The sequence below is a fragment of the Streptomyces sp. 3-6 genome (assembly GCF_056323165.1).
The window spans coordinates 68,782-95,780 of record NZ_JBWHZP010000007.1; the positions used below are offsets into that span (position 1 = coordinate 68,782).

The 26,999-nt window shown below is 72.3% G+C and carries 25 protein-coding genes and 1 riboswitch; of the genes, 12 read left to right on the plus strand and 13 right to left on the minus strand.

The annotated features are described in order from the left end of the window. Nucleotides 1-249 precede the first annotated feature (249 nt). The gene (locus AC02VZ_RS11890) at nt 250-699 is read right to left on the minus strand and encodes a hypothetical protein (protein WP_432054179.1); all 450 of its coding nucleotides are present in this window, start codon (nt 697-699) and stop codon (nt 250-252) included. Between the two features lie 203 nt (nt 700-902). Here AC02VZ_RS11890 and AC02VZ_RS11895 point away from each other — a divergent pair, with 203 nt between their 5' ends. Continuing rightward, nucleotides 903-1,871, plus strand: coding sequence for a diacylglycerol/lipid kinase family protein (locus AC02VZ_RS11895; protein WP_432054178.1), 969 nt, complete (start codon nt 903-905; stop codon nt 1,869-1,871). Nucleotides 1,872-2,188: 317 nt separating this feature from the next. Next, on the plus strand, nt 2,189-2,446 hold the full coding sequence (locus AC02VZ_RS11900; protein WP_003992873.1) for a WhiB family transcriptional regulator: 258 nt from the start codon (nt 2,189-2,191) through the stop codon (nt 2,444-2,446). A gap of 156 nt (nt 2,447-2,602) precedes the next feature. Here AC02VZ_RS11900 and AC02VZ_RS11905 read toward each other — a convergent pair whose 3' ends face one another. Next, nucleotides 2,603-4,066 (minus strand): sensor histidine kinase, encoded by a 1,464-nt coding sequence (locus AC02VZ_RS11905; RefSeq protein WP_432054177.1) that lies wholly within the window; start codon nt 4,064-4,066, stop codon nt 2,603-2,605. Nucleotides 4,067-4,752: 686 nt separating this feature from the next. Between AC02VZ_RS11905 and nagB the strand changes: the two genes are divergently transcribed. From nagB to AC02VZ_RS11940, 7 genes are all read left to right on the plus strand, one after another. After that, entirely contained in the window at nt 4,753-5,538 is a 786-nt protein-coding gene (gene nagB, locus AC02VZ_RS11910) for a glucosamine-6-phosphate deaminase (RefSeq protein WP_476475336.1), read from the plus strand. 294 nt (nt 5,539-5,832) lie between these two features. Continuing rightward, a complete protein-coding gene (locus AC02VZ_RS11915) occupies nt 5,833-6,597 on the plus strand; it encodes a GntR family transcriptional regulator (protein ID WP_432054175.1) in 765 nt (254 codons plus the stop codon). Nucleotides 6,598-6,800: 203 nt separating this feature from the next. After that, entirely contained in the window at nt 6,801-7,091 is a 291-nt protein-coding gene (locus AC02VZ_RS11920; protein ID WP_432054174.1) for a DUF3311 domain-containing protein, read from the plus strand. Further along, the gene (gene mctP / locus AC02VZ_RS11925; RefSeq protein ID WP_476475337.1) at nt 7,088-8,716 is read left to right on the plus strand and encodes a monocarboxylate uptake permease MctP; all 1,629 of its coding nucleotides are present in this window, start codon (nt 7,088-7,090) and stop codon (nt 8,714-8,716) included. The genes AC02VZ_RS11920 and mctP overlap by 4 nt, the downstream gene beginning before the upstream one ends. Before the next feature lie 77 nt (nt 8,717-8,793). Beyond that, a complete protein-coding gene (locus AC02VZ_RS11930) occupies nt 8,794-9,315 on the plus strand; it encodes a GNAT family N-acetyltransferase (RefSeq protein ID WP_476475338.1) in 522 nt (173 codons plus the stop codon). A gap of 67 nt (nt 9,316-9,382) precedes the next feature. Beyond that, nucleotides 9,383-9,523, plus strand: a riboswitch (cobalamin riboswitch). A 125-nt stretch (nt 9,524-9,648) separates the two neighbouring features. Next, nucleotides 9,649-12,024, plus strand: coding sequence for a ribonucleoside-diphosphate reductase subunit alpha (locus tag AC02VZ_RS11935; RefSeq protein WP_476475339.1), 2,376 nt, complete (start codon nt 9,649-9,651; stop codon nt 12,022-12,024). Then, the gene (locus AC02VZ_RS11940; protein ID WP_476475340.1) at nt 12,024-13,043 is read left to right on the plus strand and encodes a ribonucleotide-diphosphate reductase subunit beta; all 1,020 of its coding nucleotides are present in this window, start codon (nt 12,024-12,026) and stop codon (nt 13,041-13,043) included. Before AC02VZ_RS11935 ends, AC02VZ_RS11940 begins: the two co-directional genes overlap by 1 nt. Before the next feature lie 166 nt (nt 13,044-13,209). Here the strand turns inward: AC02VZ_RS11940 and AC02VZ_RS11945 are convergent, their stop codons facing one another. Next, nucleotides 13,210-13,446, minus strand: a complete 237-nt coding sequence (locus AC02VZ_RS11945; RefSeq protein WP_432054169.1) for a hypothetical protein — start codon at nt 13,444-13,446, stop codon at nt 13,210-13,212. A gap of 93 nt (nt 13,447-13,539) precedes the next feature. On the opposite strand from AC02VZ_RS11945, the gene AC02VZ_RS11950 reads away from it, so the two are divergent. Continuing rightward, the gene (locus tag AC02VZ_RS11950; protein ID WP_432054168.1) at nt 13,540-14,502 is read left to right on the plus strand and encodes a helix-turn-helix domain-containing protein; all 963 of its coding nucleotides are present in this window, start codon (nt 13,540-13,542) and stop codon (nt 14,500-14,502) included. Between the two features lie 19 nt (nt 14,503-14,521). On the opposite strand, the gene AC02VZ_RS11955 is transcribed toward AC02VZ_RS11950, so the two are convergent. The 10 genes from AC02VZ_RS11955 to AC02VZ_RS12000 form a co-directional block, all read right to left on the minus strand. Next, nucleotides 14,522-15,892 (minus strand): bifunctional albaflavenone monooxygenase/terpene synthase, encoded by a 1,371-nt coding sequence (locus AC02VZ_RS11955; RefSeq protein ID WP_476475341.1) that lies wholly within the window; start codon nt 15,890-15,892, stop codon nt 14,522-14,524. Continuing rightward, nucleotides 15,889-16,974, minus strand: a complete 1,086-nt coding sequence (cyc1, locus tag AC02VZ_RS11960; RefSeq protein WP_432054166.1) for an epi-isozizaene synthase — start codon at nt 16,972-16,974, stop codon at nt 15,889-15,891. Before cyc1 ends, AC02VZ_RS11955 begins: the two co-directional genes overlap by 4 nt. Before the next feature lie 299 nt (nt 16,975-17,273). Continuing rightward, on the minus strand, nt 17,274-17,924 hold the full coding sequence (gene def, locus AC02VZ_RS11965; protein WP_432054165.1) for a peptide deformylase: 651 nt from the start codon (nt 17,922-17,924) through the stop codon (nt 17,274-17,276). 118 nt (nt 17,925-18,042) lie between these two features. Further along, nucleotides 18,043-19,023, minus strand: a complete 981-nt coding sequence (locus AC02VZ_RS11970) for a tetratricopeptide repeat protein (protein ID WP_432054164.1) — start codon at nt 19,021-19,023, stop codon at nt 18,043-18,045. A gap of 157 nt (nt 19,024-19,180) precedes the next feature. Further along, on the minus strand, nt 19,181-20,470 hold the full coding sequence (locus tag AC02VZ_RS11975) for an HD-GYP domain-containing protein (RefSeq protein WP_432054163.1): 1,290 nt from the start codon (nt 20,468-20,470) through the stop codon (nt 19,181-19,183). Continuing rightward, nucleotides 20,467-21,816 (minus strand): HD-GYP domain-containing protein, encoded by a 1,350-nt coding sequence (locus AC02VZ_RS11980; RefSeq protein ID WP_476475342.1) that lies wholly within the window; start codon nt 21,814-21,816, stop codon nt 20,467-20,469. Before AC02VZ_RS11980 ends, AC02VZ_RS11975 begins: the two co-directional genes overlap by 4 nt. 188 nt (nt 21,817-22,004) lie before the next feature. Beyond that, on the minus strand, nt 22,005-22,322 hold the full coding sequence (rsrA, locus tag AC02VZ_RS11985) for a mycothiol system anti-sigma-R factor (RefSeq protein WP_476475343.1): 318 nt from the start codon (nt 22,320-22,322) through the stop codon (nt 22,005-22,007). Next, a complete protein-coding gene (sigR, locus tag AC02VZ_RS11990; RefSeq protein ID WP_476475344.1) occupies nt 22,319-23,002 on the minus strand; it encodes an RNA polymerase sigma factor SigR in 684 nt (227 codons plus the stop codon). Before sigR ends, rsrA begins: the two co-directional genes overlap by 4 nt. 259 nt (nt 23,003-23,261) lie before the next feature. Then, nucleotides 23,262-23,942, minus strand: coding sequence for an alpha/beta hydrolase family protein (locus AC02VZ_RS11995; protein ID WP_476475345.1), 681 nt, complete (start codon nt 23,940-23,942; stop codon nt 23,262-23,264). Nucleotide 23,943: 1 nt separating this feature from the next. Then, nucleotides 23,944-24,759 (minus strand): SOS response-associated peptidase, encoded by an 816-nt coding sequence (locus AC02VZ_RS12000; protein ID WP_476475346.1) that lies wholly within the window; start codon nt 24,757-24,759, stop codon nt 23,944-23,946. Between the two features lie 51 nt (nt 24,760-24,810). Between AC02VZ_RS12000 and AC02VZ_RS12005 the strand changes: the two genes are divergently transcribed. Together AC02VZ_RS12005 and aroA are read left to right on the plus strand one after the other, a co-directional pair. Beyond that, nucleotides 24,811-25,560, plus strand: a complete 750-nt coding sequence (locus AC02VZ_RS12005; RefSeq protein WP_432054157.1) for a M50 family metallopeptidase — start codon at nt 24,811-24,813, stop codon at nt 25,558-25,560. Nucleotides 25,561-25,670: 110 nt separating this feature from the next. Next, nucleotides 25,671-26,987 carry a 3-phosphoshikimate 1-carboxyvinyltransferase gene (gene aroA / locus AC02VZ_RS12010; RefSeq protein ID WP_476475347.1) on the plus strand — a complete coding sequence of 439 codons (1,317 nt, stop codon included), beginning with the start codon at nt 25,671-25,673 and terminating at the stop codon, nt 26,985-26,987. Nucleotides 26,988-26,999 lie beyond the last annotated feature (12 nt).

Below are 26,999 nucleotides of genomic sequence, written 5' to 3' on the forward strand. Positions count from 1 at the left end.
CGGCGGAGGGCCACCGGACCCCGGGCGGTCACCGACTGGTACACGGCCACCGACCCCCCGGCCCCGGCCCCCCGGCCCGCGGGCGGTCACCGAGCGGTACGCGACCGGCCCCGGCCCCCGGACAGTCACCGAGAGCGGTACGCGCCGCCGGGACCCCGGACGGCCACCGGGGAGTACGCGCCGCCGGGACCCGGACCGGCACCTGCGGTGCTCTCGCGGACCGTCCTGCCCGTCGGCCGGCCAGGACGGCTACGTGCCGGCGTTCCCCGGACCCCGGATGTCCAGCGCCCGGGTCGTCTCGGGGTGGATCAGCAGCACCAGGGCGGTGACGGCGACGACGGCCAGCACGATGCCCGCCGGGATGGCCAGGCTGTCGGCCTGGAGCAGGTTGTAGGCCACCGGCAGGGCCAGCAGCTGGGTGATGACGGCCGGGCCGCGGCTCCAGCCACGACGGGCGAACAGTCCGCGCGCCGCGAGCAGCGGCAGCAGCGCGAGCACGACGAGCGTCACACCGCCGGTGACGGCCTGCTGCCGGTCGTCCGGTTCGCCGGTGACCGCGAGCACGGCCATCCAGATCCCGCCTGCGAGCAGTCCGACGCCCTCCAGTGCGGCGAGCACCGCGGCGAGGGTCAGACGGCGCGGACGCGGTCCGGCGGTGTCCGGGACGGCGGGGGCGGCGGGGGTCTGGTCACTGCTCACCCCAGAAGGGTAGCCCGCACCCCCGCGCCCCCGAGCGGCCCCGCCCTGCCCGTCCGGCACCCGTCCGGCACCCGTCCGGCCCGCTGCCCACGGCCGCTCCCGGCCCACCGTGGACGCGGCTCCCCGGTTCTCCCGCTCCGGACTCCCGTCCGATTTCCGCCTCGGCCTGGGCCGGGTACCACCCAGTAGGTACGCTGCACCCCATGCGTGCACTTCTCGTGGTCAATCCGGCGGCAACCACCACGAGTGCGCGTACGCGCGATGTGCTGATCCACGCGCTCGCCAGCGAGATGAAGCTGGATGCCGTCACCACCGAGTACCGCGGCCACGCCCGTGACCTGGGCCGGCAGGCGGCCGAGAGCGGCGAGACCGACCTGGTGGTGGCCCTCGGCGGGGACGGCACGGTCAACGAGGTCGTCAACGGTCTGCTGCACGCCGGCCCCGATCCGGAGCACCTGCCGGGCCTGGCGGTCGTCCCCGGCGGCTCCACCAACGTCTTCGCCCGCGCCCTCGGGCTGCCCAACCAGCCGGTCGAGGCGACCGGAGCCCTGCTGGACGCGCTGCGCGAGGGCCGGGAACGCACCGTGGGGCTGGGGCTGACCTCCGGGACGCCCGGCTCGGACGACGAGGGCGTGCCCTCCCGCTGGTTCACCTTCAACGCCGGACTCGGCTTCGACGCCGGGGTCGTGGGCCGGGTGGAACAGCACCGGGAACGCGGCCGCAGGTCCACCCACGCCCTTTACATGCGCCAGGTCGTGCGCGCGCTGTTCGGGGAGCCGCACCGGCGGCACGGGATGATCACCCTGGAGGAACCGGGCGAGGAGCCGGTGACCGATCTGGTGCTCTCCATAGTCTCGAACACGTCCCCGTGGACGTTTCTCGGCAATCGCCCGATCTACGCGTCACCTAAGGCCTCGTTCGATACCGGGCTCGACCTCTTCGGCCTGCACCGCCTGTCATCGGCCGCGGTTGCCCGGTATGGCACCCAGTTGCTCACTTCGTCCCCCGAGCGCGGACCCCGGGGCCGGCACGCCGTCTCCCGGCACGACCTGACACGCTTCACCTTGCATTCGAAGGTGCCACTGCCCCTCCAGATGGACGGTGACCACCTCGGACTGCGAACCAGCGTGACGTTCACAGGCGTTCGCCGTGCACTGCGTGTGATTGTGTGAGCAGAAAAGGCTAAAGTCCTTTCACTCGAACGTTTAGGCCAGGGTCCACCCCATGGAAGTACGGCTGTGACCTAGTCGACACCGAAGAATCAAAAAAAACTTTCCGGAAGGGGTTGTATCCGCCGCCGAGGTTTGCGAGTCTCTACTTGGCGATCGGGACGGCCCGCAACACCGGCCTCCACAGATCACCGGAACCCCTCTCAAAACCAAGGACCTACGCCAGGGAACCTGGCGGTCGGCCCTTCCCTTGTTGGGGGATTCGTGAAAGCGTTCACATTCACAAGCAACCGCAGTAATACCAAGGAGAGGTAGCAGCCATGGACTGGCGTCACAACGCCGTTTGCCGCGAAGAAGACCCCGAGCTCTTCTTCCCCATCGGCAACACCGGTCCTGCGCTGCTGCAGATCGAGGAAGCCAAGGCCGTCTGCCGCCGCTGCCCGGTGATCGAGCAGTGCCTGCAGTGGGCGCTCGAGTCCGGTCAGGACTCCGGCGTCTGGGGTGGACTCAGCGAGGACGAGCGCCGCGCAATGAAGCGCCGCGCCGCCCGCAACCGGGCCCGTCAGGCTTCCGCCTGACATCCCACCCCTGCTGACAGCCTGAGCTTGGCGGCGCGTACGGCGCGTACGCAACTCCCGCCCCCGAGCCGCAGCGCGCAGTTGAGCACTGGCCTCGGACCGTGACCCGGTCCGAGGCTTTTTGCTGTGCTGCCGGGAACGGACCCGCCCCCGCGGTCACTTGTCCGCGCGCACCGGGATGTCGAGGATCACCCGGGTCCCCCGCTCCGGCGCCGGGACCATGTCGAAGGTGCCGCCCAACTCGCCCTCCACCAGGGTCCGTACGATCTGCAGCCCCAGATTGCCTGCCGTGTGCGGGTCGAAGTCCTCGGGCAGCCCGACCCCGTCGTCCTGGACGGTGACCAGCAGGCGCGACTCCTTGGTGGTGCCGCCGCGCACCGCGGACACCTCCACCGTGCCGGTCTCCCCCTCCCGGAAGCCGTGTTCGAGGGCGTTCTGCAGGATCTCGGTGAGCACCATCGACAGCGGGGTGGCGACCTCGGCGTCGAGTATCCCGAACCGGCCGGAGCGCCGGCCGGTCACCTTGCCCGGGGAGATCTCGGCGACCATCGCCAGCACCCGGTCGGCGATCTCGTCGAACTCCACCCGCTCGTCCAGGTTCTGGGACAGCGTCTCGTGCACGATGGCGATGGAGCCGACCCGGCGGACCGCCTCCTCCAGGGCCGCCCGCCCGCGCTCCGAGCCGATCCGGCGGGCCTGGAGCCGCAGCAGCGCGGCCACCGTCTGGAGGTTGTTCTTCACCCGGTGGTGGATCTCCCGGATGGTGGCGTCCTTGGTGATCAGTTCCCGTTCACGGCGGCGAAGTTCGGTGACGTCACGGAGCAGCACCAGGGAACCGATGCGGGTGCCCTTGGGCTTGAGCGGGATCGCCCGGAACTGGATGACCCCGTTCGCCTCGATCTCGAACTCGCGGGGTGCCCAGCCGCTGGCCACCTTGGACAGCGCCTCGTCCACCGGTTCGCGGGAGGGAGCCAGCTCGGCGGTGGTGTGTCCGAGGTGGTGGCCGACGAGGTCGGCCGCCAGGCCCAGCCGGTGGTAGGCGGAGAGGGCGTTCGGGGAGGCGTACTGGACGATGCCGTCGGCGTCGAGCCGGATCAGCCCGTCGCCCACCCGGGGCGAGGCGTCCATGTCGACCTGCTGGTTCGCGAACGGGAAGGCGCCGGCCGCGATCATCTGGGCGAGGTCGGAGGCGCTCTGCAGATAGGTGAGCTCCAGCCGGCTCGGGGTGCGCACGGTCAGGAGGTTGGTGTTGCGGGCGATGACCCCGAGCACCCGGCCCTCGCGCCGCACCGGGATCGACTCCACGCGCACCGGGACCTCCTCGCGCCACTCCGGGTCGCCCTCACGCACGATCCGCCCCTCGTCGAGGGCCGCGTCGAGCATGGGACGGCGCCCCCGGGGCACGAGGTGGCCGACCATGTCGTCCTGGTAGGAGGTGGGCCCGGTGTTGGGCCGCATCTGCGCCACCGAGACGTAGCGGGTGCCGTCGCGCGTGGGGACCCACAGGACCAGGTCCGCGAAGGAGAGGTCGGAGAGCAGCTGCCACTCCGACACCAGCAGGTGGAGCCACTCGAGGTCGGTGTCGTCGAGGTCGGTGTGCTGGCGTACGAGTTCGTTCATGGAGGGCACCCGGCGAGCGTACCCGGGGGCGCGGGAGGGCCCCGGAAACACCCGCGGGCCGCGGCGCCTGGGAGGGACCCTCAACCCTCCCGGCACCGCAGCCCGGAGCACTGCCGGCCGGCGGGGTGTGCGGTCCCGGTCGGCCGTGGGAGGAGCCGGGGCAGTCAGGGCAGAGAGCTCCGGATCCTCGATCCGCCCTCCTGTGCGGGGAGGGCGAGTCCGTGTGGTGTTCTGCATCGTCCCGGCGGCCGGGCGTTCTGACAAGAGATCGTCCGCCAGGCGGTCGCCGTGATCGATCATCCCATTGTGGACTAGACCACTCGTCGTGTCCATGCGCGGGAGACTGTTTGTTCGATCGCCGGGTCCGGTCGTCGCGACGGCCGCGCACCACCGCGGGCGTCCACCGTGCAGCCTAACCCGTACCGCCCCGCCGGCGGACCGGCCGGCCGGTGGGGGGGCGTGGCGGGGCGGGCGACGACGGGGGTCCGCGGGGACGCCCGCGCACCTCGCCCGCCCGGGAGGCCGGGGAAGCCGGGCGCGGGAGCGGCGGGCTTCCCGACCCGTGGACCGGTTCGCGCGGGAGGGGGTCACGTCGTACCCTGGTAAGTTCCAATTGGTCTAAACCACCAGGGATCCCCGGGGATCCCGTCCCAGTCGAGTCCTTCTCTCAGATCGGCAGGCCCAGCGTGGAAGTTGTCATCGTTCCGGACGCCAAGGCCGGCGGCGAACTCGTCGCCGACGCCATGGCGCAGCTCCTTCGGCGCAAGCCGGACGCCCTGCTCGGCGTGGCCACCGGTTCGACGCCGTTGCCCGTCTACCAGGCGCTCGCGGCCCAGGTGCGCTCCGGCGCAGTGGACACCTCCCGGGCCCGCGTCGCGCAGCTGGACGAGTACGTGGGGCTGCCCGCCGACCACCCGGAGTCCTACCGCTCGGTGCTGCGGCGCGAGGTCCTGGAGCCGCTCGGCATCGCCCCCGCCTCCTTCATGGGGCCGGACGGCACCGCCGAGGACGTCCAGGCCGCGTGCGACACCTACGACCGGCAGCTGGGCGAGGCCGGCGGCGTCGACCTGCAGCTGCTCGGGATCGGGACGGACGGGCACATCGGGTTCAACGAGCCCTGCTCCTCGCTCGTCTCCCGCACCCGGATCAAGACGCTGACCGAACAGACCCGCAAGGACAACGCGCGCTTCTTCGACGGGGACGTCGAGCAGGTGCCCCACCACGTCATCACCCAGGGCATCGGCACCATCCTGGAAGCCCGCCACCTGGTGCTGCTCGCCACCGGCGCGGGCAAGGCGGACGCGGTCGCGGCGACCGTGGAGGGCCCGGTCGCGGCGGTCTGCCCGGCCTCCGCGCTGCAGATGCACCCGCACGCCACGGTGGTCGTCGACGAGGCGGCGGCGGCCAAGCTGGAGCACGCCGACTACTTCCGGTACACCTTCGCCCACAAGCCGGACTGGCAGGGCATCTGATCCGGCCCCGAGCCACCGTCCCGGCCCGGGCGGGCGTCCCCGCGCTCCCCGGGCCGGGCACCGGGTCCAGGCACCGGCGATCCCTGGCCACGCGCCGGTGCTTCCCGGCCACGGGGGCGTGGTACCGCTCCCCCGGCGCCGCCGTGGTGGCCTAGACCAGCATCCGGTCCCGGCGGTATACAGAGGGGATCACGGACCGTACGGGCCCATCCCCGCCCCGAGCCGTGCCACGATGTGAGCCGCGGCCGATGGGGATGTCGGTCGCTTCGGCACCGGTAGCCGGGAAGGCAGAGCATGAGCACCGACGTCAGCAGTGCGGAGAACGAGGGTGGGACTACGGTCCGTACGGCGCGGGTGCCCAAGTACTACCGGCTGAAGAAGCACCTGCTCGACATGACCGAGACGGCGCCCCCCGGCACCGCGGTCCCGCCCGAACGCACCCTGGCCGCGGAGTTCGACACCTCGCGCACCACCGTGCGCCAGGCCCTCCAGGAGTTGGTGGTCGAGGGCCGGCTGGAGCGCATCCAGGGCAAGGGCACCTTCGTCGCCAAGCCCAAGGTCTCGCAGGCGCTGCAGCTCACCTCCTACACGGAGGACATGCGGGCGCAGGGCCTGGAGCCGACCTCGCAGCTGCTGGACATCGGCTACATCACGGCCGACGACCGGCTCGCGGGCCTGCTGGACATCGCGCCCGGCGGGCGGGTGCTGCGCATCGAGCGGCTGCGCATGGCCAACGGCGAGCCGATGGCCATCGAGACCACCCACCTGTCCGCCAAGCGCTTCCCGGCGCTGCGCCGCAGCCTGGCCAAGTACACGTCCCTCTACACCGCCCTCGCGGAGGTGTACGACGTCCACCTCGCGGAGGCCGAGGAGACCATCGAGACCTCGCTCGCCACCCCGCGCGAGGCAGGTCTGCTGGGCACCGACGTGGGCCTGCCGATGCTGATGCTCTCGCGGCACTCGCGGGACCGGGACGGGCAGCCGGTGGAGTGGGTGCGGTCGGTGTACCGGGGTGACCGGTACAAGTTCGTCGCCCGCCTCAAGCGGCCCCAGGAGTGAGCCCCGCCGGGTCCCGCGGTCCCTCGTTCGGGTCACGGACAGACCCGTCGCAACCGGGTGGTTGACAGGTTTTCCGTTGCTGTTGCCTTGCGGTTGGGCCGCGTTGGGATACCGCTGTCCGCGACGAGGGTCACGGCTCCGTCATCTCGCCCCTAGATTTCCTGCGCACCGACGCCGGAGATCAGTGAGGGGACGAACAGCCGATGTCGAAAGCCCCGGAAGAACCGTCCGCAGTCCCGGAAGCACCGCCCGCGGAGCCCGTGGTGACGCCCGCACGCGTCGTCATCGCCCTCTGCCTGGGCGCACCGTTCGTGGCGATGCTGTGGGTCGGCTCGTACGCCAGGACCGAGCCCGTCCTCATCGGCATCCCGTTCTTCTACTGGTACCAGATGCTGTGGGTGCTGCTGTCCACGGCGCTGACGATGGTCGCGTACCAGCTGTGGAAGCGTGACCAGCGCGCCCGCCGCGCCCGGAAGGGGGGTGCGCAGCGGTGAACGACGGCGTGAACGGCGTGGCCCTCGCCGTCTTCCTCTTCTTCTTCGTCCTGGTCACGGCCATGGGCTTCCTGGCCGCCCGCTGGCGCAGGGCCGAGAACGAGCACAGCCTCGACGAATGGGGCCTGGGCGGCCGGTCGTTCGGCACCTGGGTGACCTGGTTCCTGCTCGGCGGGGACCTGTACACCGCGTACACCTTCGTGGCCGTCCCGGCGGCGATCTACGCGGCGGGCGCGGCGGGCTTCTTCGCGGTGCCGTACACGATCCTGGTGTACCCGCTGATCTTCACCTTCCTGCCCCGCCTGTGGTCGGTGTCGCACCGGCACGGCTACGTGACGACCTCGGACTTCGTGCGCGGCCGGTTCGGCTCCAAGGGGCTGTCGCTGGCGGTCGCCCTGACCGGCATCCTGGCGACCATGCCGTACATCGCGCTCCAGCTGGTCGGCATCCAGGCCGTGCTGGACGTGATGGGCATCGGCGGCGGCGAGCACACCAACTGGTTCGTCAAGGACCTGCCGCTGCTGATCGCGTTCGGCGTCCTGGCGGCCTACACCTACTCGTCGGGCCTGCGGGCGCCGGCGCTGATCGCGTTCGTGAAGGACACGCTGATCTACCTCGTCATCGCGGTGGCGATCATCTACATCCCGATCAAGCTGGGCGGCTTCGACGAGATCTTCGCCGAGGCGGGCGCGGCCTTCGACGAGACCAACCCCGCGACGGGGGCCCCGCGCGGGGCGCTGGTGCCCGGGGACGCGGGTCAGTGGACGTACGCGACGCTGGCGCTGGGGTCGGCGCTCGCGCTGTTCATGTACCCGCACTCGATCACCGCGACGCTGTCCTCGCGCAGCCGGGAGGTGATCCGCCGCAACACCACGATCCTGCCGCTGTACTCGCTCATGCTGGGCCTGCTCGCGCTGCTGGGCTTCATGGCGATCGCGGCCGGGGTCTCGGTGCAGAACGGCCAGCTGGCGATCCCGCAGCTGTTCGAGGACATGTTCCCTGACTGGTTCGCGGGGGTGGCCTTCGCGGCGATCGGCATCGGGGCGCTGGTGCCGGCGGCGATCATGTCGATCGCGGCGGCGAACCTGTTCACCCGCAACATCTACAAGGACTTCATCCGGCCGGACGCGACCCCCGCCCAGGAGACCAAGGTCTCCAAGATCGTGTCGCTGCTGGTGAAGGTGGGCGCGCTGGCCTTCGTGCTGACCATGGACAAGACGGTGGCGATCAACTTCCAGCTGCTCGGCGGAATCTGGATCCTGCAGACCTTCCCGGCACTGGTGGGCGGTCTGTTCACCCGGTGGTTCCACCGCTGGGCGCTGCTCGGCGGCTGGGCGGTCGGCATGGTCTACGGCACGGTCGCCGCGTACGGGGTGGCGTCGCCGACGCAGAAGCACTTCGGGGGTTCGGCGAAGGAGATCCCGGGCATCGGCGAGATCGGCTACATCGGCCTCACCGCGTTCGTGATCAACGTGGTGGTGACCGTGGTGCTGACGTTCGTGCTGCGGGCCCTCAAGGCGCCCGAGGGCATCGACGAGACGCGGCCGCAGGACTACACGGCGGACGCGGGCGACCCGGGCGTCGCCGTGGAGCTCCCGCCGGCGACGGCGGGCAGCGCGCACTGACGCCCCCGGGGACGGGACGGCGGGCCGACGGTGGAGAACCTGCGGCCCGCCGTCCCCTGCCGGGGCAGACTCGACCCATGGACATCACCATCCGTCACGCCCTGCCCGCCGAGTACCCGACGCTCGGCGCGATCACCGCCCGCGCCTATCTCGACGACGGGCTCCTCGACTTCGGGGAGAGCGACGCGTATCTGGGCGAGCTGAGCAATGTCGCGAAGCGGGCCGCCGCCGCCGAGGTGCTGGTCGCCGTGGAGGGCGGCCCACCGCCCGGCGGGCGGGTGCTGGGCGGGGTGACGTTCGTGCCGCGCGGCGGGCCGATGGCGGACCTGGCCGGGTCCGGCGAGGCGGAGATCAGGATGCTGGCGGTCGACCGGACCGCCCGGGGGCGGGGCACCGGCGAGGCCCTGGTGCGGGCGTGCGTGGACCGGGCGCGGGCCCTGGAGGGCTGCGTGCGGGTCGTGCTGTCGACCCAGCGCAGTATGCACGCGGCGCACCGGATCTACGAGCGACTGGGCTTCGTCCGCGCCCCGCACCGGGACTGGAACCCGCTCCCGCACGTGGACGACATCCAGCTGCTGTCCTACGAGCTGACGCTGTGACACGGACGCGCTGACGCCGGGCGCGCCACAAGATATGGGGCTGTCGGCAACGCCCGGCACAAGATGTATGCTCGTGCTCGCTGTCGCCGCAGGGGAATCCGGTGCGAATCCGGAACTGTCCCGCAACGGTGTACTTGTGCGTGTTCGCGTCCCCACGCGTCCCCGCACGGGCTTCAGTCCGAGGACCTGCCGACAGTGCGCCCGGCCGTCCGGCCCGGGTGCTCCGACGTCCGGGCCTCGCGGAATGGGCCGGTGGACGCACGACGCCGTGCGCGTCCCGTGCTGCCCCCTGCCCTCGACGAGGCCCCGTGCCGAGCGAGGGAGAGCCCCCACGTGACCATCGCGCCAGCGGATCCGGTCTCAGCCAGCGACGTACCCCCGGAGGGCGACGGCCCGGGTGCCGCGCTGCTGCGCACCCTGACCGGTCTGACCGCCGACCTCCCCGACGCCGACCCCGGCCGGGTGGCCGCCGCCGCCCTGCGCGGCCGGTCCGCCCGGGCGGACGAGGCGGAGCTGCGGGAGCTGGCCACCGAGGCCGCCGCCGGGCTCATCTCCGAGGATCCGGCCTACTCCCGCCTCGCCGCCCGGCTGCTGACGCTCGCCATCCGCGAGGAGGCCGCCTCGCAGGGCGTCACCTCGTTCTCCTCCTCCGTGGCGACCGGGCACCGCGAGGGGCTCGTCGCCGACCGGACGGCCGACTTCGTCCGGCGGCACGCGGAGCGGCTGGACGCGCTGATCGACACCGGCGCGGACGACCGCTTCGGCTACTTCGGGCTGCGCACCCTGCACAGCCGCTACCTGCTCCGGCACCCGATCACCCGCCGGGTCGTGGAGACCCCGCAGCACTTCCTGCTGCGCGTCGCCTCCGGACTGGCCGAGGACGACGGCGACCGCTCGGTGGACGAGGTGGCCGCGCTGTACGGGCTGATGAGCCGCCTGGACTACCTGCCCTCCTCCCCCACCCTGTTCAACTCCGGTACGCGGCACCCGCAGATGTCGTCCTGCTACCTGCTGGACTCCCCCCGGGACGAGCTGGACTCGATCTACGACCGCTACCACCAGGTGGCCCGCCTGTCCAAGCATGCGGGCGGGATCGGCCTGGCCTACTCCCGCATCCGCGCCCGGGGTTCGCTGATCCGCGGCACCAACGGGCACTCCAACGGCATCGTGCCGTTCCTGAAGACGCTGGACGCCTCGGTCGCCGCGGTGAACCAGGGCGGGCGGCGCAAGGGCGCGGCGGCGGTCTACCTGGAGACCTGGCACGCCGACATCGAGGAGTTCCTGGAGCTGCGCGACAACACCGGGGAGGACGCCCGCCGGACGCACAACCTGAACCTGGCGCACTGGGTGCCGGACGAGTTCATGCGCCGGGTGGACGCCGACGCCCCGTGGTCGCTGTTCTCCCCGGTGGACGTGCCGGAGCTGGTGGACCTGTGGGGCGAGGAGTTCGACGCCGCCTACCGCGCCGCCGAGGCAAAGGGACTGGCCCGCCGGACCCTGCCCGCCCGGGAGCTGTACGGCCGGATGATGCGCACCCTGGCGCAGACCGGCAACGGCTGGATGACCTTCAAGGACGCCGCCAACCGCACCGCCAACCAGACGGCCACGCCCGGGCACGTCATCCACTCCTCCAACCTGTGCACGGAGATCCTGGAGGTCACCGACGACGGGGAGACGGCGGTCTGCAACCTGGGGTCGGTCAACCTGGGCGCGTTCGTCGACCCGGAGGCCGGTGACCTCGACTGGGAGCGGCTGGACGCGACCGTGCGCACGGCCGTCACCTTCCTGGACCGGGTGGTGGACATCAACTTCTACCCGACCGAGCAGGCGGAGCGCTCCAACGCCCGCTGGCGCCCGGTGGGGCTGGGGGCCATGGGCCTGCAGGACGTGTTCTTCCGGCTCCGGCTGCCCTTCGACTCCCCCGAGGCGCGGGCGCTGTCCACCCGGATCGCCGAGCGGATCATGCTGGCCGCCTACGAGACCTCCGCGGACCTCGCGGAGCGCAACAGCCCGCTGCCGGCCTGGGAGCACACCCGGACCGCCCGGGGCGTGCTGCACCCCGACCACTACGCGACCGACCTGGCCTGGCCCGAGCGGTGGGCGGCGCTGCGCCAGCGGATCGCGCGGACCGGCATGCGCAACGCGCTGCTGCTGGCCATCGCGCCCACCGCCACCATCGCCTCGATCGCGGGCGTCTACGAGTGCATCGAGCCGCAGGTGTCCAACCTGTTCAAGCGCGAGACGCTGTCGGGCGAGTTCCTCCAGGTCAACTCCTACCTGGTGGACGACCTCAAGCGGCTCGGCGTGTGGGACGCGCGCACGCGTGAGGCGCTGCGCGAGGCGGGCGGGTCGGTGCAGGGCTTCGCCTGGATCCCGGAGGAGGTGCGCCGGCTCTACCGCACGGCGTGGGAGATCCCGCAGCGCGCGCTGATCGACATGGCCGCCGCCCGCACCCCGTTCCTGGACCAGGCACAGTCGCTGAACCTGTTCCTGGAGACGCCGACCATCGGGAAGCTGTCCTCGATGTACGCGTACGCCTGGAAGCAGGGGTTGAAGACCACGTACTACCTGCGGTCGCGTCCGGCGACCCGCATCGCCCGCGCCGCCCGGGCCCAGACCCCGGCGGCCGTGCCCGTCCCGCAGGCGGCCCCCGACGACGCCGTCGCCTGCTCCCTGGAAAACCCCGAGTCCTGCGAGGCCTGCCAGTGATGTCCAGCACCACCCGTACCCAGAACCTGCTCGACCCGGGCTTCGAACTGACGCTGCGTCCCATGCGCTACCCCGACTTCTACGAGCGCTACCGGGACGCCATCAAGAACACCTGGCATGTGGAGGAGGTCGACCTGCACTCCGACGTGGCCGACCTGGCGAAGCTCAGCCCGTCCGAGCAGCACCTCATCGGGCGGCTGGTGGCCTTCTTCGCCACCGGTGACTCGATCGTCGCGAACAACCTGGTGCTGACGCTGTACAAGCACATCAACTCCCCCGAGGCCCGGCTGTACCTGTCCCGGCAGCTGTTCGAGGAGGCGGTGCACGTCCAGTTCTACCTGACCCTGCTGGACACCTACCTGCCCGACCCGGACGACCGGGCGGCGGCCTTCGCCGCGGTGGAGAACATCCCGTCCATCCGGGAGAAGGCCGAGTTCTGCTTCACGTGGATGGACTCGGTGGAGAAGCTGGAGCGGCTGGAGACCCGGGCGGACCGCCGGCGGTTCCTGCTGAACCTGATCTGCTTCGCGGCCTGCATCGAGGGCCTGTTCTTCTACGGGGCCTTCGCCTACGTGTACTGGTTCCGCAGCCGCGGCCTGCTGCACGGGCTGGCGACCGGGACGAACTGGGTGTTCCGCGACGAGACGATGCACATGTCGTTCGCCTTCGACGTGGTGGACACCGTCCGCAAGGAGGAGCCCGGCCTGTTCGACGAGGAGCTGGGGCAGCAGGTCACCGACATGCTCCGCGAGGCGGTGGAGGCGGAGCTGCAGTTCGCGCGGGACCTGTGCGGGGACGGACTGCCCGGCATGAACACCGAGTCGATGCGCCAGTACCTGGAGTGCGTCGCGGACCAGCGGCTGACCCGGCTGGGCTTCGCGCCGATGTACGGCTCGGAGAACCCGTTCTCGTTCATGGAGCTCCAGGGCGTCCAGGAGCTGACCAACTTCTTCGAGCGGCGGCCGTCCGCCTACCAGGTGGCGGTGGAGGGCACGGTCGACCTGGACGAGGACTTCTAGTCCCCCGACCGGCACCGGTGTCCTGTCGTCCGGTCCCCGTCGGACCGGACGGCCCGGACGGCCCGGCCAGTTGAGTCCGGCCCGGACGGGACGACAGGTTCCCGGGGCCCGCCGGGCCGTACCCGGCGGGCCGTGCGGCCCCGCTCCGGCGGGGTGCCGCCCCGGGTCACGCCGCTCGCGTGGTGTGGTGCGGGGCGGTGCTCCGCGCCGGGGCGGACCGGTCCGCCGGCACGGACCGCAGGGCGGGGGCGCGGCGGGGCAGGGGTGCGGTCTCGGCCTGCCGGATCTGGCGGTCGATCCGCCGGTCGCGCACGATGCCGAACACGGCGGGCAGGATCATCAGCGCGAACAGTCCGAGGACGAAGAGCATTCCGATCAGTGCTTGCGTCTGTGTCGTATCCATAGACATCAGTCTCGCCGGTTACGGTCCTTACCAACAGTGGCAGGGCTGCCGCGCACCCTCGATTTACTGCCACTCGCGCGGCAGACTGGTGCCATGCTCCGGAATGTGGCCGTCGTCCTCCTCGACGGCGTGAACCCCTTCGAACTCGGCGTGGTCTGCGAGGTCTTCGGCACCGACCGCACCGACGAGGGCCTGCCCGCCTACGACTTCGCGGTCGCCTCCGCCGAAGGCCCGGTGCTGCGCACCGAGGCGGGCTTCGCGATCCGGGTCGACCACGGCCTGGAACGCCTGGAGAGCGCCGACCTCATCGCGGTCCCCGCGGGACGCGGTTTCGACGCCCGGTCCTTCCCTCCCGAGCTGCTGGACGCGCTGCGCCGCGGGGTGGAACGCGGCGCCCGGGTGGCCAGCGTCTGCTCGGGGGTCTTCGTCCTCGCCGCGGCCGGACTGCTCGACGGGCGCCGCGCCACGGTGCACTGGCGCCACGCCGACGAGCTGAAGCGGCAGTACCCGCACCTGACGGTGGAGCCGGACGTGCTCTACGTCGACGAGGGCCCGGTGATCACCTCCGCCGGGACGGCCGCCGGCATCGACGCCTGCCTGCACCTGGTGCGCAAGGAGCACGGCTCGGAGGTCGCCAACCGGATCGCCCGGCGCATGGTGGTGCCGCCGCACCGCGACGGCGGCCAGGCCCAGTACATCGAGCGCCCGGTGCCGCCCGCGGGCGGGGACACCGTCTCGGACGTGCTGGTGTGGCTGCAGGAGCACCTCGACGAGGAGGTCACCGTCGAACAGCTCGCGGCCCGCGCGCTGATGTCGCCGCGGACCTTCGCCCGCCGGTTCCAGCAGGAGACCGGCACCACGCCCTACCGCTGGGTCCTGGGCCAGCGGGTGCTGCTGGCCCAGCGCCTGCTGGAGGGGACCGACGAGACGGTGGACGCGATCGCCGGACGCACCGGTTTCGGCACCGCCGCCGCGCTGCGCCACCACTTCGTGCGGGCCGTGGGCACCACCCCGCACGCCTACCGGCGGACGTTCCGCGGCCCCGAGGCCGCCTGAACGCCCGCCGGACGGTGCCTCAGCGCTCGACGGGCCGCAGCAGCAGGCGGTTCGGGCGCAGCGTGATGCCGACCCGGGTGGCCGGGTCGGACGCCGCCGTCTGCTCGAAGCGGAACCGGGTGGCCACCGCCGCCGTGATCAGCGTCAGCATGGCCATGGAGAAGTGGTCGCTCGGGCATTTGCGGTTGCCCACGCTGAAGGGCCGCATGGCGTATTTCGGAACGTCCTTCGAACGTTCGGGGAGCCAGCGGTCGGGGTCGAACTCCAGGTGGCGCTCGTACGATTTCGGATCGCGTTGGATCGCGTACGGACTGTAGATGATGTCGGCCCCGGCCGGAATGTGATAGCCACCGAGTTCGGTGTCGGTGACCGCGCGCCGGGTCAGAATCCAGACGGCCGGGCGCAAACGCATCGCCTCGACGACGACATTGGCCGTGTACGTGAGCCCGCGCACGTCCCCGAATGCGACCGGTCGCCCTCCGGTGACGGAGAGCACTTCGTCGCGCACCTTGTCCCCGTGCTCCGGGTGGTCGGCGAGCAACTCCAGCAGCCACATGATCGTCGAGGCGATCGTTTCACTGCCGGGGGTGAGTATCGCGACGACCTGGTCGTGGATCTCCTGTTCCCCGATGGGGTCGCCATTGTCGTCCTTCGCCTCCAGCAATGCCGTCAGCAAATCGTCCGGCTTTTGACCGGATGCACGGCGTTCGGCGACGATCTCGTCGACCAGGAGATGCAGATCGGCCAGGGCCCGGTTGAATTCGCGGTTGGCCGGCAGCGGCAGCCGGTAGAGCAGGCCGAGCGGCACGACCATCCGCCGGTACATGCCGCGGAAGACGGTCGCCAGGGCGGTGCACAGCCGTTCCGCCCGCTCGTCCATGAACCGGCCGCGCAGCAGGCAGCGGGCCGCGACGCGCACGGCGACGCGGAAGGACTCGGAGGTGGCGTCGATCGTGGCGCCCGACGCCCACCGCTCGGCCAGGGCGTGCGCCTCCTCCTCCATGATCGGCCCGTAGGCGGGGATGGCGTCCAGCTTGAAGGCGGACTGGATGGTGCGCCGCTGGCGGCGGTGGAGCGGGCCGTTGGCGGTGGCCACGCCCTCCTTGCCGAGCAGGCCCTCCAGGGACTCCCAGAGCGGCCCGGAGATGATGTAGTCGGGACTGAGGGCGAGCGCTCCGGTGAGCGCGGGCGTGGTCACGGCGTAGACGGTCTTGGGCCCCAGCTTGAGGCGCACGACGTCACCGTGGTCGCGGAGTTGGGCCATGAAGGCCAGCGGATCCCGGACCATTTTCCAGCCGTGGCCGAGTCCCGGGATGCCGCCGCCCGCCACGGGGGGCACCCGCAGACCGGCCGGGGTCGTTGTTTCGGGTTTCACCGACTCGACGGTCATTTCTCACCTGCCGCTTCGTTGTTGACGTACGGGGGCGTCGACCGGTCGTCCCAGCTGTCGACCCGGTACCGGCCGGACTCGTGGTGGAACCAGTAGACGGAACTGAACCAGTTCCGCATGTTTCCCAGACAGGCGCGCACGGCGGCGCTCAACTCCTTTCCGCCCACGGTTCCGTCATCGAGACCGTCGGCGAACCGTAATGCTGCTTCCTCCGCCCGCAGAAATTCTTCGATGCATTCCAGGATGCGGTGCCTGAGATCGGCTATCGCCTCTTCGAGGGACATTCCCCGGTGTGTGACGAGACTGATTCCGAGATTGTGCACCTCGCTCCCCGCCAGTTCCTTGGGGAGGGAGCAGAGGTCGTTGTACCAGGCGGCGAATTCCTGACTGAGCAGCGCCGCCTTCCGGTAGGCCGGGTTCTTCCGGACGGAATCCGGGAGTTCGAGGCCGGCACTGGGTTCCAGCAGATCGGTCCAGATCCAGTGCGCGAAGGTGAGGCGGCGCAGTTCCAGGTACTCCTCGACGCCCGGGACGACGCCTTTTCTCCGGTTCTCGAATTCGCGGTCGTACGCCTCGATGACGGTGTGGAAGTGCCGGGTGAACCGGGCGTTCCAGGACGCGGGCAGGAAGGAGAACAGCCTCCCCACGCTGTCCGCGAGCCCCGCCACCAGGGGATCGGGGTGCCCCAGGTGGTCCCCGGGGCGGTCGAGGGCGGTGTGCAGCCGCTCCTTGAGCCGGCGCCAGGCGTCGGGGCGGTCGTGCACGATGTCGCGGTCGTGCCGGTCGTCCCAGACGAAGAACCACGCGCTGTAGTCCGCTATCGCCTGCATGACCTCGTCGGGGGCGCCGAGGTAGTAGCCGGCCATGAGGTCCGTGTAGCACAGGCCGTCGGCATATTCCGCCACCTTGTCCGGGGGCATGAGCCGTTTTTCGAGCAGCCACGCACGGGTGTTCTCCTGGAGCTTCGGCCAATACGGGTGGAGTTGCCGTGGAAACGACGCCTCGATCACCGGGAGGGAGAGCGCCGGTGGAACCGCTACGGTTGTCGGTGTCGATGTGGTGCCGTGTGACAAAGCATGCACGAACAATCCCCTCTCAGCCGCCGGTTGCGTACGCCCGGCTTCCGCCGGGTGTGCGCCGGTGCATATCCCCGTTCCTCTATTCAGCACCACAACTGACCGTTCTGGGAACGGATGTGCCTCATTCACCACCCCAGGGTGCCGAGAACCTCCTCTTGCGTGTCTTGATCTGGTTCAGGAGGGACCGCTGGGGATCGGCCGGACACGGGGAACGCGAACGGCGCCCGGTCCCGGAGTGAACCGGGGCCGGGCGCCGTGCGCGTGGGACGGGAGGGGTCGCGGACCGGGCGGGCCCGCGCGGGTCAGTCGTGGGCGACCACGGGGTAACGGGGCTCGTTCTCGGCCATCTGCCGCAGCGCGTCCTTGCGTTCCCGCTTGGACAGCCGGTCGATGTAGAGGTAGCCGTACAGGTGGTCGGTCTCGTGCTGCAGGCAGCGCGCGAAGTAGCCCGTGCCCCGCACCTTGATCGGGTTGCCGTACTCGTCCTGCCCGGTCACCTCGGCGTAGTCGGGGCGGGCCAGCGGCGCGTAGGCGGTGGGCACCGACAGGCAGCCCTCGTTGCTGTCGTCCAGCCGCCGCCGCTCCGCGGGGAGTTCGACCAGCTTCGGGTTGCAGACCACACCGACGTGGCGGGTGCCCTCGTCGTCCGGGCAGTCGTAGACGAAGACCTTCAGGTCGACGCCGATCTGGTTGGCGGCCAGCCCCACGCCCTCGGCGGTGCGCTGGCTGGCGAACATGTCGTCGACCAGCTGCCGCAGCTCGTCGTCGAACTCCGTGACGTCCCGGCACTCCTTGTGCAGCACCGGGTTGCCGACCACGGTGATCGGGCGCGAGGTGCCGCGCTCGCGGTGGGCGGCCTCGCGCTCCTCGCAGTCCTCCGTGTCGATGACGTACCCCTCGTCGTCCACGGGGAGCACGCCCGCGTGCTGCTGATCGGTGTCCTGCTGAGCCATGACCGACGTGTGCCTTCCTCAAAAAACCGGGCTGGGATGCTGCTACAGGGTACGGGGAGCGCGCCCGCCGGGGGCGCGGGGAACCCCCGGCTCCGCCCACCCGGGGGCGCGCGTGTGCTCAGCAGACCTCTTCGAGGTCCCGCCAGTCACGGGAGTCCGGGCTGTCCGCGACCCACCCGTCCAGCAGCCCGCGCACCAGGGCCGCCGGCGCGGCCACGCCGCACTCCCGCTCGGGCACCCACGACTGCCCGTCGGTGCGGTGCCCCAGGGGGCCGGGGTGTCCCGGCTCGCTGTGGTCGTGGGGGTCGAGGTGCTCGCCCTCGCCCTCGTCGGAGGGCATCCGGGACTCGGAACACATGCGGCACAGCAGACGGACCGACGACGACCAGTCCTCGGCGGCGAACCCGGCGTCCGCGGCCAGCGCCTCCAGGGCGTCCCGGTCGGCCTCCGTCTCGGCCTCCAGCAGCACCACCCAGGTCGGCACCGGTGACGGCGCCCACAACTCGATCTCGTCGAACACCGGGTAGGTGTGCCCGGCGGCCGTGCTCCGCTCGCCGTGCGGCACGCCGTCGTGCAGGACGACCTCGCCCCAGCGGCGGCCGGAGGACGGCAGCGGGATGGACAGCACCTCGATCCGGGCCGGGTCCAGCCGACGGCCCCACACCACCTCCGCCTCCCCCTCCGGGGACAGGCGCACCGCGGCGCTGCCGAGGTCCATGCCGAGCGGCTCGCCGGAGTCGGTGGGCGAGCCGGGCACCTTCAGCCCGTAGGCCTGCCAGGCGCGGCGGGCCAGCGGCCAGTCCTGCAGGGCGGTGGCGGCGATGCCGACGTTCCACCAGTCGGGAGCCCCGGTGTCCCGGTCGAGCAGGGCCACGGCCCGCAGCCCGGCGGCCCGCGCCTGCTCCCAGTCGTGCCGGAACTTGTGCAGCAGGGCGAGGTTGAACCAGGACTCCGACAGCCAGGGTTCCAGGTCGGCGGCACGGGTCAGCAGCGCGCCGGCGTCCTCGTACCGGCCGTCGCCGATGAGGGTGAACGCCCGGTCCGTGGCCTGCCGCCAGGAGGCGGAGGGCCGGTTCCGTCCCTTGCCGAAGATCCTCACGATTCCCGCCTGCCAGTTCCGTGCGGTGGGCCGGCTGTGCCTGTCCGCGCCCCCTGACCCTCTCCTCTTCGCATCCAACCACGTACGGCCGGAAGGTCGCTCATTACCCATGGGTTACCCAGCCTCGTACCGGGTCAGACCGTCCCGTCCGTGGCCCTCACCACGCTCCGTCCCCGTGTTCACGTCCCACCTCCGTGTTCCGCGCCAGCACCCGGGCCAGGGCGGCGACGACCTCCGGTGCGTACTCTCCCGCGGCACCGAACCTCAGCTCCTCCAGTGCCGTCAGCGGCCCGCCGGGGCCTCCTGCCCGGGACTTCTCCTCGTACGCGTTCACCACCCGGACGATCCGCGCGGCGAGCGGTTGTTCCGGGTGCGGGTCGCACTGCTGTTCCACGATCCGGGCGACCTGCGGGTCGACCCCGGTCCGGCGCACGACGGCACCGCCGAGCAGGGCGATCCGGCGCTGGTCGGTGACCGGCAGCGCGGAGGTCGCGCCGCCCGGGACCGGGTCGACGAGGCTCAGCTGGCCGATGTCGTGCATCAGCGCCGCGTACTCCAGCAGGGTCAGTTCGGGCGCGGTCAGGCCGAGGTCCCGGCCCACCGCGCGGCTGAGCGCGGCCACCCGGCGGGCGTGTCCCGCCGGGGTGCACCCCGCGATCTCGGTGGCCCGGGCCAGGGAGGCGATGGTCTGCCGGTAGGTGGCCCGGACGGCGGCGTAGCGCCGGTGGGACAACTGGGCGAGCAGCAGCGGGACCGAGAAGACGGGCAGGGCCCACAGACCCACCACGGCGACCGCGAGGGCCATCACCGCACCCGTCGCGATCACGGCGGCCTCGATGCCGGGGACGGCCCGCAGCTCGTCCCGCAGCAGCGGCCAGAAGGGCCACCCGGTGCGGGACCGGGCCAGCCCGGCCGCCAGCACGGCGTCGCCGAGCGTGGCCAGGCAGGGCAGCACGAGCAGCACCAGCGCCTGGGCGGGCCCCTGCCAGTCGTCGAACGCGCCCCGGCCGTACAGGGGCTGGAAGCACACCGCGACGAAGCCGACGGCGAGCACCCGGCGGGCCAGCCGGTCGGCGCCCGGCCCGTGTCCCCGGGCGACGTTCGGCACGCTGCCCAGCAGGGAGGCGGCGAGCACCACGGTGACGACCTGGGCGGCGTCGTGCCCGCCGGGCTGCCCGCCGGTGTCGCCGAGCAGCGCGTAGGCCATGGAGCCGGCGGCGGCCAGCGGCGCGGACTGCCGGATCCGCGGCGCGCCCCGGCGGGTGAGTTCGCCGACGGTGATGAGCACCGTGAAGGCGAGGAGGGCGTCCCGGTCCCGGACGCCGTGCCAGAGGACGGAACCGAAGCAGCCCACGGCCAGGATTCCGGCGCACAGGTGCACGAAGGGGGGCAGGAGGGGACGGCGGGTGACGGGCGCGCCCGTGCGGGCCCCGGGCGGCGCCGTCACCGCGGCGCCCCGGTCCGGCCGGTGACCGGGGCGGCGGGCGCGGGCACCGTGCGGGCTCCGTGGTCGTCGGCGGTCACCGCGGGATGCCAGCCGTCCCGGCCGATCACCCGGACGAGGGCGGCCACCATGCGCGGGTCGAAGTGGGAGCCCGCGCACCGCTGGAGTTCCTCCAGGGCCACGGGCACCGGCCGGGCCCTGCTGTAGGAACGGGTGGAGGTCATCGCGTCGAAGGCGTCGGCGACCGCGACCACCCGGGCGGACTCCGGGATCTGAGTGGCCGTCAGCCCGTAGGGGTAGCCGGTGCCGTCCATCCGCTCGTGGTGGTGCAGCACCGCCTCCCGGGCCTCCCCGAGGAAGGAGATGCCGCGCACCATCTCGTGGCCGTACTCGGGGTGCAGCTCGATCACCCGGCGTTCCTCGGGGGTGAGCGGCCCGTCCTTGGTGAGCAGCCGGGTGGGGACGCCCAGTTTGCCGACGTCGTGCAGGATGCCGGCGAAGCGCAGCACCTCGACCCGCTCGTCGTCCATGCCCAGTTCCCGCGCGATCAGCATGGAGGCGTGGCCGACGCGTTCGCTGTGCCCGCGCGTGTAGCCGTCCTTGATGTCGACGGCCTGGACGAGGGCGCGGATGGTCGCCTGGTGGGCCGCGCGTTCCCGGTGGTACTGGGCGAACGCCCACCACGAGACACCCATCGGCAGGAGCACCAGCAGGGCGGCCACCGGCCCGTAGGGGCTGCGCCAGAGCAGGGCCATCATCAGTCCGGCCAGCCCGTGCACGGTGACGGGCACCAGCAGCGGCCAGCACAGCCGCCACCATGCCGCGGGCCCGCGCGGCCCTCCCGGGTGCCCGAGCGGTCCGCCCGCCGTCAGCGCCCGCAGGCCGCCGTCCAGCAAGGTGAGCACCAGGCAGAAGGCGAGGACGGCGGCGCCCGCCGCGCCCAGGGCCCGGGGGACGTCGCAGCCGGCGACCGCGGCCGGCCCGCCGGCGGCCTGGTGGCCCAGGCCCGCGGCCCGGACGGCGAGCACCAGCCGGGCGGCCCGCCAGATCCGCCGGAGCGGGTCCGGTGGCCGCGGCACGGGCATGAGCAGGGCGCCGGACAGCGCGACCAGGGCCGCGGCGCACGGCGGCAGGAGGAAGGCCCCGGCGAGCAGCACGGGGTAGCAGGCGCCGCCCTGGCCCGGGGCGCCGAGGCGGGGCGAGCGGGCGAGGTGTTCACAGCCGGCGTAGAGCGCGGCGAGCAGGGCGAGGGCCGGCCACGCGGCCCCGGGACCCGGCAGGAGGCAGAGGACGGCGAGCGCGGCGACCGCCGCGACGAACGCGCGGGCCCGTGCCGGTAACGCCTCCATGAGCCCCTCCCCCACCGTGCCGCCGCACCCGGCCCGCCGCCGTCGGCGTTCGGAGCCTAGGGCGGCCGGAGGCGCCCCCACGGGCCGATAACCCGCGGATTAGCACGTACGGGTGACGACGGCACCCCTTACGGGGTGCGGTGCCGTCGGGAAGGGGACGACAACGGACGACAGCGGCCGACGGCGGGTCAGGACTCCTGGGGCCTGACCGGGGAGGAGGCGGCGGTGACGTCCTGGTCGGGCACGGCCTGGCCGGAACGGATCAGCTCGATCCGCCCCATGACCTTGGACCGCAGGTCGCCCGGCACCTCGTCGTGCCCGCAGCATCGTTTGACCAGCTTCTTGACGGCCTGCTCCAGCCCGTACTTCTCCAGGCAGGGCGAGCACTCCTCGAAGTGGTGCTCGAACTTCACGCAGTCCGCATCCGGCATCTCACGGTCGAGGAACTCGTAGAGATGATCGAGGATTTCGCTGCAATCCGTCTCGTGCGGCTCTCCGCAGCTCATGACCCCGAGCCTTTCGCTTCGTTCGACTTACCGGCGCCAGCCGGGACCAACCCCCGCTCACGGGCGTAGTCCTCGAGCATGCCGCGCAGCTGGCGGCGGCCACGGTGCAGGCGGGACATCACCGTACCGATGGGGGTGCCCATGATGTCGGCGATCTCCTTGTAGGCAAAGCCCTCGACGTCCGCGAGGTAGACCGCGATGCGGAACTCCTCGGGGATCGCCTGCAGCGCTTCCTTCACGTCCGAGTCCGGCAGGTGGTCCAGCGCCTGCGACTCGGCGGAGCGCAGACCCGTGGACATGTGGGACTCGGCACGCGCGAGCTGCCAGTCCTCGATCTCCTCGGCACCGCTGCGCTGCGGCTCGCGCTGCTTCTTGCGGTACGAGTTGATGAAGGTGTTGGTGAGGATCCGGTACAGCCACGCCTTGAGGTTGGTGCCTTCGCGGAACTGGTGGAAGGACGCGTACGCCTTGGCGTACGTCTCCTGGACCAGGTCCTCCGCGTCCGCGGGGTTGCGCGTCATGCGCAGCGCGGCGGAGTACATCTGGTCGAGGAAGGCGAGCGCGTCCCGCTCGAAGCGCGCGCTGCGCTCCGCGGTCGTCTCCGCACCCGTACCACCCCGGCCCTCGGGCTGCTCCTGGCCGTGTTCGGTCCCTGCGTCGGTACCGGGAACCGGACCCACCTCCTCGAGTGTCGTCGTGGGACCGGGACCGGTCCCACCCGAATCGGAGGATAGACGACGATCCGGTCCGCCCGCCGCCCGAATCGGGGCGGTCCGGGCCGCGGGCAGCACCGTCCAGTCCAGGTCGGCGCGTGCACTGCGGTTCGGGCAGAGCGTGGAACCCATGCGGCGGACTTCCTCTCCTACGACGGCGATGCCGGTGACCGGCACGTATGTCCGCCTCAACAGCCGGGAGGCCCCGGACATTCCCGTCGCGGGGTCACAGGCCCCCGGCCCACCGCGCGACGGCGTCCGTGACGACCGCCACCGCCTCGTCCTGGGTGAGGTCCGCCCGCTTGGGGACGGCGAAGCCGTGGTCGCCGTGCGGCACCTCCACCAGCTCGTGGGGACCCTCGGGGAACTCCCCGGGCCTGCCGAACGGGTCGTTGCCGCCCTGCACGACGAGCGTGGGCACCCCGGCGCCGAGCAGTTCGGCGGCCCGGGACTTCTCCGGCCGCCCCGGCGGGTGCAGGGGGAAGCTCAGGGCGAGGACGGCCCGCGCGCCCAGCTCGGCGGCGGTGCGGCAGGCCACCCGGGCACCGGCGCTGCGCCCGCCGGAGACGACCGGCAGGCCCGGCTCCGTCAGCGCGGGCCAGACGCCGCGCCAGCCGGTGTCCAGGGTCTTCGGCGCGGGGGCCACCTTCTTGCCGGCCACCCGCCAGGGCTGCTCGACGAGGGCCACGGTGATCCCGTGGGCGGGCAGGGCGGCGGCCAGCGCCCGCAGGTCCCGGGCCTCGATGCCGCCGCCGGCGCCGTGGCCGAGGGCGAGGACGAGCCGGGCGGTGCCGTGGGCGGGGTGCCAGGTGATCCGGGCGTCGCCGGCGTCGGTGGGGACGGTCCGGGCGACCGGATCCGGAGAGGGCTTCTGGGCGCTGGGGGCGGGCGTGTTCTGGGGGGTCACGTCAGAAGAGTGTGCCCTCTTCCGGGGCGTCCAGCTCCTTCAGCAGCTCCGGGCCGTTGTTGCGGACGTTGCTGACCGCCGTGGGCACCGGGTAGGCGCGCATCAGGCCGGGGGGCGGCGGCGCGAGCAGCGCGCGCAGGTCCTCGACGTCGGTGCGGGCCGGGTCCAGCCAGGCGTCCCAGCGGTCCGGGGTGAGCATCAGCGGCATCCGCGGGTGGATGTCGGCCAGCGAGCGCGGGCCGTCCGCCGGCGCCACGGCGAGCGGGTCGGTCTCCGCCTCGGTGGTGATCACGGAGCAGGTCACCCACCAGGCCCGCGGGTGGTCGTCCGGCAGCGTGCGGTCCCGCCAGAACTCGTAGAGGCCGGCCATCGCGAACACGGAACCGTCGGCCGGGGTCACGAAGTAGGGCTGCTTGCGGGGACGCTTCTTCTTCCCCTCGACCTCCAGCTCCCGCTCCTGTGTGCCGGTGACCCACTCGTAGTAGCCGTCGGCGGGCAGGATGCACCGCCGGGTGCTGAACGCGCGGCGGTAGGACGGCTTCTCGTGGACGGTCTCCGCGCGGGCGTTGATCATCCGGGCACCGCCCTCGGGCGTCTTGGCCCAGGAGGGCACCAGGCCCCACTTCAGCGTGCGGAGCTGGCGAACCGGGCGGTCGTCGTCCGCGTCCTTCAGGGCACGGTCGAGAACGGCGTGCACCTCCTTGGTGGGCGCCACGTTGTAGTCGGGCTCCAGGGACTCCTGAGGTTCCCACTTCTCGATCCCGAAGATGCCCGCGAGGTCCTCGGGGCTGCGACTCGCCGCATACCGTCCGCACATACGTGCAACACTGCCAGACTCCGCACGCGCAGAGGGAGCCTTCACCGACACATGGACAGCACGGTCAGCACGCTCAGCACGGTCAGCACCGCGGCAGCCTCGTTCACCTCCCTCTGGGACGAGGTGTCCGGCACCCAGCCCGACCCCGACCTGTGGGTGGTGCTCGCCACCCTGGGCGCCGCACTGGTCGTGGTGGTGCCGCACTCCCTGTGGCGGCTGTCCCGCAACGCCATCACCATCGCCCACGAGGGCGGGCACGGCCTGGTCGCGCTGCTCACCGGCCGGACGCTCACCGGGATACGCCTGCACTCGGACACCAGCGGCCTGACCGTCAGCCGCGGCAAGCCGCACGGCATCGGCATGATCCTCACCGCCGCCGCCGGGTACACCGCTCCCCCGTTGCTGGGGCTCGGCGGCGCGGCCCTGCTCGGCGCCGGGCGCATCACCCTGCTGCTGTGGCTGGCCACCGCCCTGCTGCTGGCCATGCTGGTGATGATCCGCAACGCCTACGGCGCGCTGAGCCTGCTCGTCACGGGCGGCACCTTCGTCCTGGTCTCCTGGCTGGCGGGACCGCAGGTGCAGGCGGCCTTCGCCTACGCGGTGGTGTGGTTCCTGCTGCTGGGCGGGGTGCGCCCGGCCTTCGAGCTCCAGGCCAAGCGGGCCCGGGGCGGCGCGGGCGACTCGGACGCCGACCAGCTGTCGCGGCTGACCCACGTGCCGGCCGGGCTGTGGTTCTTCCTCTTCCACGCGGTGTCGCTGTGCTCGCTGCTCGGCGGGGGGCGCTGGCTGCTGGGGTGGTGAGCCGCGGGCCGCGCGACGCGTGGGCGTCGGCGGCACGCGCTCCGCCGGGCGGGGACCACCCCCCGGACAGCGGCGTACCGGGATCCGGGCCTCCTTATAAGGTGGGCGGCATGGTCCCCAATCCCGCCCACACCGCCCTCTGGCCCGCCCCGCACGCGAGCGGGGCCGTCGACGCGACGGTCCACGTGCCCGGGTCCAAGTCGGTCACGAACCGCGCCCTGGTCCTCGCCGCCCTCGCCTCCGAGCCGGGCTGGCTGCGCCGCCCGCTGCGCTCCCGCGACACGCTGCTGATGGCCGAGGCGCTGCGCGCGATGGGTGTGGAGATCGAGGAGGGCGTGGGCCCCGACGGCACCGGCGAGGCGTGGCGGGTGGTCCCCACCGGCCTGCGCGGCCCGGCCACCGTCGACGTCGGCAACGCGGGCACCGTGATGCGGTTCCTGCCGCCCGTGGCCACGCTCGCCGACGGTCCCGTCCGCTTCGACGGCGACCCTCGCTCCTACGAGCGGCCGCTGACCGGCGTCATCGACGCGCTGCGGCACCTCGGGGCCCGGATCGACGACGACGGCCGCGGCGCGCTGCCGCTGACCGTGCACGGCGGCGGCGCCCTCGACGGCGGCACGGTGCCGGTGGACGCCTCGTCGTCCTCCCAGTTCGTCAGCGCGCTGCTGCTGTCCGCGCCGCGCTTCAATCAGGGCGTGGAGGTCCGCCACACCGGGGCCACGCTGCCGTCGCTGCCGCACATCCGGATGACGGTCGACATGCTGCGCGCGGTCGGCGCCCAGGTGGACACCCCGGAGTCGGGCGGCGAGCCCAATGTCTGGCGGGTCACCCCGGGCGCGCTGCTCGGCCGGGACCTGACCGTCGAGCCGGACCTGTCCAACGCCCAGCCGTTCCTGGCGGCGGCGCTGGTGACCGGCGGGCGGGTCGTCGTCCCGGACTGGCCGGCGCACACCACCCAGCCCGGCGACCGGCTGCGGGAGATCTTCACCGAGATGGGCGGCTCCTGCGAGCTGACCGATCAGGGGCTGGTGTTCACCGGCTCCGGCCGCGTCCACGGCATCGACGTGGACCTGAGCGAGGTGGGTGAGCTGACCCCGGGCATCGCCGCGGTGGCCGCCCTCGCGGACTCGCCGTCCACCCTGCGCGGCGTGGCCCATCTGCGGCTGCACGAGACGGACCGGCTGGCCGCCCTCACCAAGGAGATCAACGAGCTCGGCGGCGACGTCACCGAGACCGCCGACGGCCTGCACATCCGTCCCCGGCGGCTGCACGGCGGGGTCTTCCACACCTACGAGGACCACCGCATGGCCACCGCCGGTACGGTCATCGGCCTGGCGGTCGAGGGCGTGCAGATCGAGAACGTGGCGACCACCGCGAAGACCATGCCGGACTTCCCGGAGCTGTGGACCGGAATGCTCGGGGCGTAGGGACTCCGGACC

What these genes read in the sequence shown, in the direction of transcription:
- AC02VZ_RS11895 (WP_432054178.1), top strand. Translation starts at nt 903, where the DNA reads ATGCGTGCACTTCTCGTGGTCAATCCGGCGGCAACCACCACGAGTGCG.
- AC02VZ_RS11900 (WP_003992873.1), top strand. Translation starts at nt 2,189, where the DNA reads ATGGACTGGCGTCACAACGCCGTTTGCCGCGAAGAAGACCCCGAGCTC.
- AC02VZ_RS11905 (WP_432054177.1), bottom strand. Translation starts at nt 4,066, where the DNA reads ATGAACGAACTCGTACGCCAGCACACCGACCTCGACGACACCGACCTC.
- AC02VZ_RS11915 (WP_432054175.1), top strand. Translation starts at nt 5,833, where the DNA reads ATGAGCACCGACGTCAGCAGTGCGGAGAACGAGGGTGGGACTACGGTC.
- AC02VZ_RS11920 (WP_432054174.1), top strand. Translation starts at nt 6,801, where the DNA reads ATGTCGAAAGCCCCGGAAGAACCGTCCGCAGTCCCGGAAGCACCGCCC.
- AC02VZ_RS11930 (WP_476475338.1), top strand. Translation starts at nt 8,794, where the DNA reads ATGGACATCACCATCCGTCACGCCCTGCCCGCCGAGTACCCGACGCTC.
- AC02VZ_RS11940 (WP_476475340.1), top strand. Translation starts at nt 12,024, where the DNA reads ATGTCCAGCACCACCCGTACCCAGAACCTGCTCGACCCGGGCTTCGAA.
- AC02VZ_RS11945 (WP_432054169.1), bottom strand. Translation starts at nt 13,446, where the DNA reads ATGGATACGACACAGACGCAAGCACTGATCGGAATGCTCTTCGTCCTC.
- AC02VZ_RS11950 (WP_432054168.1), top strand. Translation starts at nt 13,540, where the DNA reads ATGCTCCGGAATGTGGCCGTCGTCCTCCTCGACGGCGTGAACCCCTTC.
- AC02VZ_RS11955 (WP_476475341.1), bottom strand. Translation starts at nt 15,892, where the DNA reads ATGACCGTCGAGTCGGTGAAACCCGAAACAACGACCCCGGCCGGTCTG.
- def (WP_432054165.1), bottom strand. Translation starts at nt 17,924, where the DNA reads ATGGCTCAGCAGGACACCGATCAGCAGCACGCGGGCGTGCTCCCCGTG.
- AC02VZ_RS11980 (WP_476475342.1), bottom strand. Translation starts at nt 21,816, where the DNA reads ATGGAGGCGTTACCGGCACGGGCCCGCGCGTTCGTCGCGGCGGTCGCC.
- rsrA (WP_476475343.1), bottom strand. Translation starts at nt 22,322, where the DNA reads ATGAGCTGCGGAGAGCCGCACGAGACGGATTGCAGCGAAATCCTCGAT.
- AC02VZ_RS12000 (WP_476475346.1), bottom strand. Translation starts at nt 24,759, where the DNA reads ATGTGCGGACGGTATGCGGCGAGTCGCAGCCCCGAGGACCTCGCGGGC.
- AC02VZ_RS12005 (WP_432054157.1), top strand. Translation starts at nt 24,811, where the DNA reads ATGGACAGCACGGTCAGCACGCTCAGCACGGTCAGCACCGCGGCAGCC.
- aroA (WP_476475347.1), top strand. Translation starts at nt 25,671, where the DNA reads ATGGTCCCCAATCCCGCCCACACCGCCCTCTGGCCCGCCCCGCACGCG.